The 12,066-nt window shown below is 57.4% G+C and carries 9 protein-coding genes and 1 CRISPR repeat array (1 of these 10 only partly in view); of the genes, 5 read left to right on the top strand and 4 right to left on the bottom strand.

Annotated features, from left to right (window positions below):
* Positions 1-2,568: direct repeats of the CRISPR family, unit length 30 nt; unit sequence GTTTCAGACGAACTCTCGTGAGGTTGAAGC; it reaches 3,104 nt to the left of the window's first position.
* Positions 2,569-2,675: 107 nt separating this feature from the next.
* From HALTADL_RS06655 to HALTADL_RS17660, 4 genes are all read left to right on the top strand, one after another.
* On the top strand, positions 2,676-4,013 hold the full coding sequence (locus tag HALTADL_RS06655) for an ISH6-like element ISHla10 family transposase (protein WP_100190878.1): 1,338 nt from the start codon (positions 2,676-2,678) through the stop codon (positions 4,011-4,013).
* Between the two features lie 29 nt (positions 4,014-4,042).
* Positions 4,043-4,468, top strand: a complete 426-nt coding sequence (locus HALTADL_RS06650) for a CBS domain-containing protein (protein WP_089673547.1) — start codon at positions 4,043-4,045, stop codon at positions 4,466-4,468.
* Positions 4,469-4,532: 64 nt separating this feature from the next.
* Positions 4,533-5,588 (top strand): aldo/keto reductase, encoded by a 1,056-nt coding sequence (locus HALTADL_RS06645; protein ID WP_089673548.1) that lies wholly within the window; start codon positions 4,533-4,535, stop codon positions 5,586-5,588.
* A gap of 333 nt (positions 5,589-5,921) precedes the next feature.
* Entirely contained in the window at positions 5,922-6,353 is a 432-nt protein-coding gene (locus HALTADL_RS17660) for an SHOCT domain-containing protein (protein WP_089673549.1), read from the top strand.
* Positions 6,354-6,398: 45 nt separating this feature from the next.
* Here HALTADL_RS17660 and HALTADL_RS06635 read toward each other — a convergent pair whose 3' ends face one another.
* Both HALTADL_RS06635 and HALTADL_RS06630 read right to left on the bottom strand, forming a co-directional pair.
* The gene (locus HALTADL_RS06635; protein ID WP_089673550.1) at positions 6,399-7,922 is read right to left on the bottom strand and encodes a heme-binding protein; all 1,524 of its coding nucleotides are present in this window, start codon (positions 7,920-7,922) and stop codon (positions 6,399-6,401) included.
* An 80-nt stretch (positions 7,923-8,002) separates the two neighbouring features.
* Entirely contained in the window at positions 8,003-9,787 is a 1,785-nt protein-coding gene (locus tag HALTADL_RS06630) for a site-2 protease family protein (protein ID WP_089673551.1), read from the bottom strand.
* A 99-nt stretch (positions 9,788-9,886) separates the two neighbouring features.
* On the opposite strand from HALTADL_RS06630, the gene HALTADL_RS06625 reads away from it, so the two are divergent.
* Positions 9,887-10,111 carry a hypothetical protein gene (locus HALTADL_RS06625; protein WP_089673552.1) on the top strand — a complete coding sequence of 75 codons (225 nt, stop codon included), beginning with the start codon at positions 9,887-9,889 and terminating at the stop codon, positions 10,109-10,111.
* Positions 10,112-10,251: 140 nt separating this feature from the next.
* On the opposite strand, the gene HALTADL_RS06620 is transcribed toward HALTADL_RS06625, so the two are convergent.
* Entirely contained in the window at positions 10,252-11,235 is a 984-nt protein-coding gene (locus HALTADL_RS06620) for a 5,10-methylenetetrahydromethanopterin reductase (RefSeq protein ID WP_089673553.1), read from the bottom strand.
* Complete coding sequence (locus tag HALTADL_RS06615; protein ID WP_089673554.1) at positions 11,235-12,005, bottom strand: coenzyme F420-0:L-glutamate ligase; 771 nt, start codon at positions 12,003-12,005, stop codon at positions 11,235-11,237. Before HALTADL_RS06615 ends, HALTADL_RS06620 begins: the two co-directional genes overlap by 1 nt.
* Positions 12,006-12,066 lie beyond the last annotated feature (61 nt).

The following is a 12,066-nucleotide window of genomic DNA, read 5'->3' as shown; positions in this document are numbered from 1 at the left end:
TGAGGTTGAAGCTTTCATCGCGCCGTCGACGTCGCCCATCACCGAAAGTTTCAGACGAACTCTCGTGAGGTTGAAGCAATTGGCCCGCCTCCGCGAACGCTGCGACCTGCGGGTTTCAGACGAACTCTCGTGAGGTTGAAGCCCTCATACGGCTCCTCAGTGATCGTTATGGTTCCACGTTTCAGACGAACTCTCGTGAGGTTGAAGCTGGTGGAGGTCGGTGGCCAATGTGTGTCCACAGGGGTTTCAGACGAACTCTCGTGAGGTTGAAGCGACAGTTGGACCGACCTCCTGGAGAACCGCGACGACGGTTTCAGACGAACTCTCGTGAGGTTGAAGCGATGGAGATGGATTAGAGGTCACTGGGTTGTCGGTGGTTTCAGACGAACTCTCGTGAGGTTGAAGCGATACGGCAGTCATCCACGAGCTGACGATCTCGACGAGTTTCAGACGAACTCTCGTGAGGTTGAAGCGTCGACCCTCCGTCGATAGTTTTGCCAGTCGGTCGTTTCAGACGAACTCTCGTGAGGTTGAAGCATACTACAAACCTGATGAGGAGACCCAGTCACCGGTGTTTCAGACGAACTCTCGTGAGGTTGAAGCGAGGAGTGCGTCCATATGGCCGAAGCATGCCCCCCGTTTCAGACGAACTCTCGTGAGGTTGAAGCGGCCTCAAACTCACCAAAATGCTCGGCCATTCGGACTAGTTTCAGACGAACTCTCGTGAGGTTGAAGCAGACGAACTCCCGTGAGGTAGATGGATCTAGATCATGGTTTCAGACGAACTCTCGTGAGGTTGAAGCAGCGACTCATCCGACCGAATCCCGATTCCAGCGGCGTTTCAGACGAACTCTCGTGAGGTTGAAGCCAACTAGATCAACGGGTCGGCTTGACTTAAGGGTTGTTTCAGACGAACTCTCGTGAGGTTGAAGCGAATTCTAAATCAACACTGCCGGAATTGACGACTACAGTTTCAGACGAACTCTCGTGAGGTTGAAGCCTCGCTTTGGGCCCACCCGCGGAGATAGCCGACAGGTTTCAGACGAACTCTCGTGAGGTTGAAGCAACAAATGACTGCGGTTTTCGATGGGGCTAACTCTAGTTTCAGACGAACTCTCGTGAGGTTGAAGCGACCGGGATCGGGGCGCGGTGAGCATCCTTCGACCGGTTTCAGACGAACTCTCGTGAGGTTGAAGCGTGCTCAAACTCACCAAAATGCTCGGCCATTTGGATTGTTTCAGACGAACTCTCGTGAGGTTGAAGCCGTGCACGTTGCGATACGCGCGTATTGGTATTTCCCGTTTCAGACGAACTCTCGTGAGGTTGAAGCTTCGGGAATGGCTGGCTCGTCTGGGATCTGGGCGAGTTTCAGACGAACTCTCGTGAGGTTGAAGCATGGTTGTCTAACTACTGGAACCAGAAACACGCTGGTTTCAGACGAACTCTCGTGAGGTTGAAGCGTGAGGCGAGCCACGCGCAGGATAGGGTATGCGGGTTTCAGACGAACTCTCGTGAGGTTGAAGCAGTCCATGGCCGCTGAGTACGGTGTCTACAATATGGTTTCAGACGAACTCTCGTGAGGTTGAAGCTGGTGGTAGGTCAGTGGCCGGTTTTGGACCTATGGTTTCAGACGAACTCTCGTGAGGTTGAAGCGCTCGTCGGTCGGCCTTCGTCGGGGTCAATGGTGTTTCAGACGAACTCTCGTGAGGTTGAAGCGTTGCCAGAACGACGATTGTTGCGAGATTCCGAACTGTTTCAGACGAACTCTCGTGAGGTTGAAGCGGACGCTCGTCGAGAATGGTGGCATCCAGTTCTTCGTTTCAGACGAACTCTCGTGAGGTTGAAGCTACCGCCCCATTGCACGGCGGCTGGCTGAAGCCCAGTTTCAGACGAACTCTCGTGAGGTTGAAGCTGTTTACCCTACTTCTATACGGCTGTTAATAGCCGTTTCAGACGAACTCTCGTGAGGTTGAAGCTGGCTGTGCAGGTAATCGATATAGCGGTGAGTGCTTGTTTCAGACGAACTCTCGTGAGGTTGAAGCACAGTCGATCTCTCCTGATCGGGCGGCTCTGGTTGTTGTTTCAGACGAACTCTCGTGAGGTTGAAGCCAGAGCCTTCCATAGCGGCCTCAGATACCCAAAAACGTTTCAGACGAACTCTCGTGAGGTTGAAGCAAATTATGGAACAGCGGCCTGATCGGTATTCGGATGGTTTCAGACGAACTCTCGTGAGGTTGAAGCAGTTGCCACCGCATCTTTGACTCAGTGATGCACGGGTTTCAGACGAACTCTCGTGAGGTTGAAGCAAATTATGGAACAGCGGCCTGATCGGTATTCGGATGGTTTCAGACGAACTCTCGTGAGGTTGAAGCTCATCTCCGTCGTTGTCTCTATCACTCATGCTACCAGTTTCAGACGAACTCTCGTGAGGTTGAAGCCCCGCACCAGCTTGGAAGTGATGGTTCTCTGTTGTTTCAGACGAACTCTCGTGAGGTTGAAGCAAAAAATAAGATCCGACAGCAACGATCTCGTGCTTAGGTTTCAGACGAACTCTCGTGAGGTTGAAGCGCTCGGTCGGACAATATCCTGGTCGTGTCGCAAAGTCCTCTAGAGTTCAGTAGTAACTGACTCCCGTGAAGGCGGGGTTGCCTCTGGTGTCCAAACCGAGGTACCCCATGCACGCCACAATCGACGTGCGGTTCGAACTGAGTATCGACGACGACAAAACGCTACCGCTCGCCACGCTTGCCGAGGCCGTCACTGACCAGAACCTCGAAGCAGTCCTTCTCGAATCGCTGGTCGAGAGCCTCGACGCCGCCAGCGTCGAGGCGCTCTGTGGTGAGAAACACGCACATGGCAACGGTGACCAGCGCTTCCAACGCGCCGGCACCGACACCCGCACAGCTGTCACAACTGCCGGAGAACACGAGTTCTCTCTCCACTACGTCGAAGATACAGCCGCTTCCCCAGACGAATCCAGCTACTTCCGGCCCGTCGAAGACGTTCTCGACTTCGACGGGCAGAACCGCTATCAGCAGGACATCGCCGCCAAAAGCGTCGATCTCGCTACCTCGCTCAGCTATCGAGACGCTGCCAATCACGGCGACAGCTTCGTCTCGATGCCGTCGCCGACCACCATCAACCGCCGTGCCAAGAAATACGGCCACAAGCTCAAACAGTTCCTTCCAGACTGTGTCGCTGGCACAGACGCTGACGCCGTCATTCCTGACGGGACAAAGTGCCACAGCCAAGACGACGACCGCTCGTCCCACTCCGTCCAAGCAACGCTCGGCGAAGACACCGCCGAAGAGTCACGCTCCCTGCTGGATCTGTCGGTCAACGCTGACTGGGACGAAACTGCCGCCGAACTCGATGATATCGGCGCAGTCACTGACGACGCGACGGTCGTCAGTGACGCTGATAGCGGCATCGTCACAGCCTTTACCGACGAAAACCGTGACCACCAGCTCGATCTCGTCCACGTCGGCCGAACGCTGGGTAACACCCTCTGGGACGATGGCGTCTTCTCCTTGGACCGTCGGAAGGAGATCGTTTCGGAGGTGATCGACGAGGTGTTCCATCTGAAGAACTCTGTGGCGAAGCATCGTCCAGCGGAGGAGTTCGCGGCGATCCGCTCGCGGATCGCGCGAACGAGAGAGCGATTAGAGAAGACAGCGTGGCAACTGGAGCAGTTCGGGTCAGCAAAGGCTGCAGGGTATCTTCGGCGGTGGCTGCCGTCGATTGTGACGTTCGCCGAGCACGCTGTCGAGGGGTTCGAGGTTCCGTGGACCTCGAACCCCGTCGAACGACTGATGGGCGAGGTCAGCAAGCGGTGCAAGAACCAGTGGATGCGCTGGACAGCAGAGGGATTGGAAGCGATACTCCAACTTCGGTTGGTGAAGTACGCCGACCCCGAGTACTACCAAGCGTTCCTCGACGAACTGCTCCAACGTTCGACCAAAACAGCAATCAACTGTGACCTCTCAATTGAGAGTACCAGCGGCAAAGTCTAGACCGCTTTGCAACACGACCCAAGGAACTGATGAGTACGGATCTCGTGACGGTTCCGTCCGGGGCTACGATGAAAGGGGCCGCAGGTCAGATGCTCCACAACGACGTTGGCAGCGTTATTGTACTCAACAACGAGACGCCCGCGGGCATCGTTACCGAAATGGACGCACTGCGTGTTGGGTATGCAGCTAACCGGCCTTTCGAGTCGGTTCCGGTTCGGAAGGTGATGAGTCGACCACTAATCACGATTGAACCAACCAAAACCGCACGGACCGCCATCGGTCGCATGCACAAAAATAATATTAAGAAGCTCCCAGTGGTCTCTGGATTCGATCTTGTCGGGATTCTGACGATGACCGACATCGTCCAGAACCACGGCAAGCTACTAAACGAAGCCCGAAACCTCGAATCCGGTCACGGGAGACGAGATCCCGACGAGTGGCGTGGCGGAGACTGAGTGCGTTCTCACTCACTGAAAACGAACCAGTTTCGCTAAGTGCCCCGATTACCTACGTGGGAGTATGCAACAGCGCAAACTCGGCGATTCCGATGTGGCGGTCAGCGAGGTCGGTTTCGGCGCGTGGGTCGTCGGCACTGACTGGTGGGGCGACCGGACCAGAGACGAGTCGATCGAGATGATCCACCACGCGATCGACCAGGGGATCACCTACTTCGATACGGGCGATGTCTATGGCCACGGCAACTCCGAGGAGCTTCTCGGCGAGGCGCTGGCCGACTACCGCGATGAGGTCACCATCGCTACCAAAATCGGCTACGATTACTACAACAACCCCCAGGCCGGCCACGGTGAACTCCCCAAAGAAATCACCCCCGAATACATCCGCGAGGCAACCGAAAAGAGCCTCGACCGACTCGGCGTCGACTCTGTCGACGTGCTCCAGCTCCACAATGCCGATGTCGAAGAGGTCGACGAGGACATCTTGGAAGTGTTCGACGAACTCAAAGAAGACGGCATCATCAAGGCGACCGGATGGGCGCTCGGCCCCTCGATCGGCTGGCTTGCTGAGGGCGATATGGCAATTGCCGAGGAGTTCGATTCGCTTCAGCTGGTCTGGAATATGTTCGAACAGGAGGTCGGCAACCACTTCCTCGAAACCATCGAGAACACTGGATCGTCGACCAGCCTCATCCCACGAGTGCCTCACTCTTCGGGGCTGCTCAACGAGCAGGTCACTCCCGAGACCGAACTCGATGCGGGCGACCACCGTGGTTTCCGGCCCGACGAATGGTACGAGACGGGCTGGGAGAAACTCGACACGCTCCAATTCCTCAAAGCCGATGACAAACGAACAATGGGGCAGGCTTCGATTGCCTACCTGTTGAGCCACGACCCAGTCGCTTCAGTAACGCCAACCTTCCGGACGAAAGCCGATATCACCGAGTGGGCTGGGGCTTCGGAGGTTCCGCTCACTGACAAGGAGGTCGACCGCGTCGACGACCTCTATGCAAACGGTTTCGGTATCGAGCGATTTGACGGGATGGATAGTCTTCGCTCCTCGGTCGACGGCGAGGATCTCCGAGCTGCCGGACTGGATCGGAAAGTAGCTGGCGACTAGCAATGAGTCGACTTGTGTCGCTCTTGAAACTCCTGAAATTGACCATGGCGACACACACACTACTGGCTGGGTGTGTGTTCGTTCACAGTCGGTTGACCGACCAATCTGCCGGAATATGGCTGCCACTCACCCTTATTTTTGGGCTGTTTGGCGTCGCGGGCTATCTGTTGGATCGGTAGTCGAAGCAGTAGCCCAAGCAAAATCGAAGCCGACCCGTGCAGTTCGGTTCGAAACCACCCGACTGCGCCGTCTCTCGCTGTTCATATTTCACTTTCACTCTCGGTTGCGTCGACCGACGAAACCGGTAAATGGACGCCTGCCGATAACACTTGTATGTCCTTGGAGTCCCACATTGAGGCAGGCGGTCGACGGGTCCTCCAGTCGCCCCTCTGGACCGGGATCGCGATAACGCTGTTTTTTGTCCTCCCGACGGTCGTCATTCCGGGGATTCCGTTGTGGGTTTCGGCGGCAGTCCTCCTCACGTTCGGGCCACCAATCGTTATGGCCTGTTACGTGTTGTATGGTATCTATGGTCGACTGTTTGGCTCGGACAAAAAAGAATCCGAGCCTGTCGAACCAGTCGAGGAGACACCACCGGGTGTCGACACCCCGCTTGACCGACTCAAATACCGATATGCAAGCGGTGAGATCGACGAGCGAACCTTCGAACGCCGACTCGAACAGCTGATGGAAACTGAGGAGGTGGCTCGTCGACTCAATAGTCGCCAGCAGGTCGACGACGAAATTACGGTCTACAATCGGTAATCGGTAATCTATCCTGTTTTGAAATCAGAATGCTGCGGAGAGCAACTAGGCCAAAAAGACGTGTCGCGGTCGGTCGGCCAGCACGTCACGTCCCCACTGGACGGTATCGCGGAACGCATCCGAGCCGAAAAAGCCCATTGCGTCCTGCTGTGAGTTCCACTGGCTAGCGATGAACATGTCGTTTTCGTCCTCGTGGTTGACCATCAGATCCGTCTCGATGTGGCCCTCGGTCTCTTCGAGCACGCCACCGACGGTCTCGAACTTGTCGACGAAGTCCTCTCGGGAGTCCGGTTTGACAGTATAGAACATTCCCATCGTGCCGAAGCCGGACTCCTCGCCAGCTCGCTCGACAATATCAGGGAGCTCCGACAGGAAGCCCGCGGCGGTGTCGGCGGCACTCGCGGTCTCCCAGATCGAGACGACTGCGCTTCGGCCCCCGTCTGTTGCGCCGTAGACGGCGGTTTTGACGTGCGAATCGTAGTGGTCGAAGTTCTTTCGCAGTCCGTCGACCTCCTCGAATAACTCCTCGCGGTCGGCCTCCGAGTAGAGCACGGTCGCATACACGTCTTCTCCGTGTGGCTTGCCCGCGTAAATGTCGAGATCCGCCAACTCGCCGCGGATCGACTCCTCGTCAGCCGGATCGTCGTCGACTGAATCCTCGTCGGTAGTCGACTCGCCGTGATGAGAGTCGCCGTGGGCATGGCCCTCACCGTGATTGGTGTCACTCTCACCATGGGTACCGTGGTTGGAATCACCGTGTGTGTGGGCCGCTTTATGTGGATGGCCGCTGGTCTCGTCGCCGGTCGGAACCGTCTCGCCTGCAAGATAGGCACCCAAATCCTGCGGTGGGAAGCGTCGACCGATATAAAATGAGCCGAACTCGCCGTACTTCGAGGTCGCCTCGTCGAACCGCATCTCGTAGACGATATCCTTGATATCAGTCGGTTCGGCCGCAAACAGCGTCACACCCCACTCGTGGTCGTCGAACCCAACCGACGAGGAGATAACCTGCTTGATTTTCCCGGCGTACTGTTTGCCGGTCTCGCCGTGGCCGCTCATTAGTTCGGCACGATCGTCAAAGGAAAGATCGTACCAGTTGTGTTCCTCGCCGCGACGTTTGCTCATCGGGTAAAACGAGACGTACTCGTCGTCGGGAATCTCGGGTTCGAGTTTCCCTTCGATGTAGCGTTTGAGTCCGGCGTCGACCTCGCCATCCTCCTCGAAGTAGGCATCCGAGACGTAGCCCGAGACTTCGGTCACCGAAACGTAGGAGGTCGACTGGTCGGTGACACCTGCGAGGGCGGTCTGTTCGAACTGTCGTTCGGCCTGCGAAATCTCGTCGAGCGTCGGTCGGAGGTGAAGGATCAGCAGGTCGGCCTTATGACCAAGAATCGAAAAGACCGCCGAGGCACCCTCGTCGACCGACTCGTGGTCACTGAGGTAGTCGACACCCTCGCTGATTGCACGCTGTCGATCCCCCTCGGGCGTCGCTCGCCACTCGTCCCAATCGATCGTCCGAAAATCGTGTAACACGTACCAGCCTTCGTCAGTCTGCGGGACATCGGCCATAGCTACTGGTTCGGTCGCCGGAACTATGGACCTTGCGTGTTGGGATGCCCAGAGCCATTATTGGCCAACAGCGGTGCCCCTTAGCTCAACAGCCGCGGACCGAAGATCATGAGGATGAGGCTGATCAGCATAATCAGGCCAATACTGGTCGTAATCGCCCTCGTGAACTCGGGTTTCGAGTCGACGGGAAGCCGTGCAACGACTGCCTCTGTCGCAGATCTGAGAATCCGACCCCCATCCAATGGGAACGCCGGAATACAGTTGAACAGCGCGAGATTGATATTGACCCAGCCGGTCCAAAACAGGATGTTTGCCAGGAGGAACACACCGCCGTCTCCAAGCACAGACAGTGGCCCAACAACCTCATAGAAGGCTGCGTTGACGTCGACAAAGCCAGCGAAATTGAACTGAATTGTCGGATCAATGATCGAGGCAAATGGGAGGATAAGCAGCCACAACAGGAGGACAGCGACCCCCCCGTCGAGGGCCCCGGTGAGAATTGACAAGAAGTTTTCGGCCGGGTATGAGATCACGCCAAAACTGTTGACGCCGATGCCACTCAGCGGTGTGCTTCCGAGAATCCCGACGTAGGCCCGGTCGTCATCCTCTGGATGTGAGCCGAGTTCGACGGTGTACTGGCCCCGCTCTCCGTCAGCATAGGCGACTATGTCGACTGTCTCGCCCGGCTCACGGTCGGTGAGCGATTGGCTCACGTCCTCGAAATCGAGGATCCGGTTGCCATCGATGCTCGTGATAACCACCTGCTCGTCTCCGGGTGCTCCCGCTGCATCAAGCGGATCATCTGGAGAGACCGTTGTCATGACGCCAAGTGGTCCTGTTGCTGTTTGTTCCTCACCAGTCTCACCGTCATTGTAGGTCAGCGTGACGACCGACTTGTTTTGGGCTGCCGCTTTGATCTCTTGTTCGGTCGTCACAGACGTGTTGTCGACGGCGGTGATCGTATCGTTGACCGCAAGCCCGTTCTCGCCGGCAAACGGTGAGTTTTCGAGGAGCGTCGTGACGAACGCAGATCGCTCGACCATCACCTCTTCTCCACTCGCCAGGGTGACACTCACAGTCTCAGCGTCAATCTCAGCGAGGGCTTGGCTGAGTGTTTCGTCCGATTCGATCTCGGTGCCATCGATCGCAACGATCCGGTCGCCTTGATTAATATCCGCAAGGTCCGCAGCACCCCCGGGGTAGACACCACCGACGGGGGCTCCCGGAGCGACCGCAATTGCACTCCCGACTGGCCCAAAGAGAAGTCCGAAAACGAGGGCTGTAATAAGTAGATTGTTGAGAACACCCGCCGCGAACATTCGGGTCTGTGCCCCACGGCTGGCGGTATTTGCGCTCTCGTCGTCTGGTTCAACAAATGCGCCAATCGGCAACAGCGCGAACAGCACGACACCTATCGAATCAATATCGATGTTCTCGACGCGACAGAGCAGTCCGTGGCCGCCTTCGTGGACGACCAACCCGACGAGAAGACCGATAATGATCTCGGGGGCTACAGACAGTGGGAGGAACTCGTTGACACCGGGAATCACGAGCGCATTCCGCGGATTCTGGAGGACTGTTTCGGTCGGTGGCGACTGGATGATCGTGACACTCTGGATGATCAACATCACAAACGTCCCGATCATCGTGACCAGTGCAATTCCGACGCCGATATTCGCGAGGGCTCGCCAGGCTCGTTTCGGTGTCGCAAGCCAGTTGAGGAAGGCTCGTCCACGTCCGGTGTGGATCGTCATTAGTGGACCTGAGACTTTGACATACCCGGGCAAGAGCCCGCGCTGGTTGAGCGCAATCGCCACAACCGAGTAGATCAAAATCCCTGTGAGAATCCAGGGTAACGTACTCATTGGGTTTTATTGGTTATCGAAACAGGAAAGCGGTTCGGGTCTGGGCTGGTCGACCACGAGACATGAACACACATATACTGGGAACCCAAAGCGATAGTCATGAACGCACTCGTCGACTTTGTCGTCCGCCTGCTTGGTGATGCGATACAGATGCCTGGACTGTTCGGAGAGGTCGCACTGGCCGATCCACTGTCTCCGCTTATTATGGCTGTTGGGACGGTCTTTGTCGTCACTGCGGTTGCGGCGATGGGCTATCCCCTCCTCGGTGCGCTTGGAATCCCACTGCCGCGTCTCGGCCGTGGCCCCGACGACAAAATAGAGTAATATCGAATAACACCGCATAAAATCAAATACCCCACCGACTCGTACTGTTTCTGTACTCGAATCGCCTCACCGTTTCAGTTGACTCGATTCTCAGTCGACGTGTCCTACTGGGTCGGTGACCGCTACTGGTGGCTTCGTCCTTAGTCGACCTGGTCGTAGGCCTCGGCTGCGAGGTCGATTGCGCTTTCGAGATCCGGCCCAAGCGGTGAGCCAACGACAATACTGTCGGCATGGTCCAACACACCGGCCATCCGGTCGGCCACGTCGTCGACGGTGCCAGCCATACAGAAGGCATTGATCATCCCTGGGGTCACGAGTTCGAATGCCGCCGAAAACTCACCGGCACTGATTTTGGTCCCGATCTCGCTGGCGGTCTGTTTGTCAATATTGTGTCGATCAAGTACCGGTGGGGCTGCCCCCGCGGTAATAAATGCAACCGGCGGCCGAGCAGCCTCACGGGCAGCTTTACGATCCTCGTCGACGCTCACACTGGCGTAGGCTGCGAGATCGAACTCGCCGCGAGAGTCTGGTCGGTCGGCCAGCCCTTTTTCAACTTGCTCGCGCGCCCACGCGAGATCTGCCTCATGAGAGCCATTGAACAACAGCCCACCGGCATGTTTGGCGGCCATCCGGCACATGTGCGGCCCCTCGCCACCGACATAGACCGGAATTCCAGGGCCGCTTGGTGGTTCGTAGTTGAGTCCCGCGTTGGTTGCCTCGAAGGTGCCATCGTGGTCGACGCGTTCGCCAGCCCAAAGCTTCTGTGCTGTTTTAAATGCCTCAAGCACGGGTCGGAGCCCGCGATCGTCGGCGTAGCCGAGATTGGCGAGCGTCGACGGATCGCCCGGCCCGATGCCGAAGACAGCACGGCCACCAGTCGCCTCATCGATGGTTGCGACCTTCGAGGCCAGCGTGACGGGGTGGATCTCAAAAGGGTTGGCAACGCCCGGTCCAACACGGAGGTCGTCGGTTGCTGCGCCGATGTGGTGGAGTGCGGCAAAGGCATCACGGTTGTTGTAGTGGCACGACGAAAAGAGGGTGTCAAACCCGGCTTTCTCGGCTCGAACCCCGAGATCAGTGAGTCGCTCGATTGGGTGTTCAGGCGTGAGTTCGATCCCGAACATTAGGCTTCACCCTCCGTTGGGCTGTGGGACCAGCCACGCAACGCCTGGCGGACGTAGTCGCCATCGAGATCTCGGAAATGGTTCTGGCTGCCCGGGAGGTCGCCGAACTCAAAGCCACGGACGACGACAACCGGTGTTCCACCGTTGCCTTCGCCAGCGACAAGATTCGCGGCCGCGGCGAGTTCGTCGATCACGTTCTGGACCGTTACTCCGAGTTCTCGGCCATCGCGGTCGACCGCCCCTCGCCAATCACGACTTGCGGGCATCCCATCCCAGCCGATGGCAACCCCACGTTGGCCGTAGCGGAAGGGTCGACCACAGGTATCGGTGACGATGACCTGCTCGGCAGGAAGTTCGGCTTGGATCCGAGCCGCGCTCTCGCTGGGCCGTTTCGGGAGCAAAAGCAGGTCGCCGCCCGGCACGTTCGAGCGGTCGATACCGGCGTTGACGCCGACGTGGCCGAATCGCGTTTCTGTGAGCAAAAAGGGCGACTCCATGATGATTTCGACGCTCTCTTCGAGGACCGCCTGGGCGAATCTGGGATCCTTCTCTCTATCTTCGAGTTCCGAAAGATGGGCAGCAATCTCTCGGGCGCGTGGTCCCGCGGGGTAGTCTTCGAGGTCAGCAACTCGGCCTTCGGCCTTCGAGACGACTGTACTGGCGACACAGACCACGTCGTCGGGTCGGAGGTCGACCCGGTTTCGGATCTGGGCGGCGAGATCGTCACCCGGCTGGATTTCGGGTATGTCTGCCACAGCGAATAGTTCCATGACGTGAGTACGGCTTGTCGACTCAAAAAGGCCGACGATAGGGGCCGGTCGAACCGGTGTC

Source organism: Halohasta litchfieldiae, from assembly GCF_002788215.1.
Taxonomy (GTDB): domain Archaea; phylum Halobacteriota; class Halobacteria; order Halobacteriales; family Haloferacaceae; genus Halohasta; species Halohasta litchfieldiae.
This window is presented reverse-complemented; position numbering and strand designations above follow the sequence as displayed.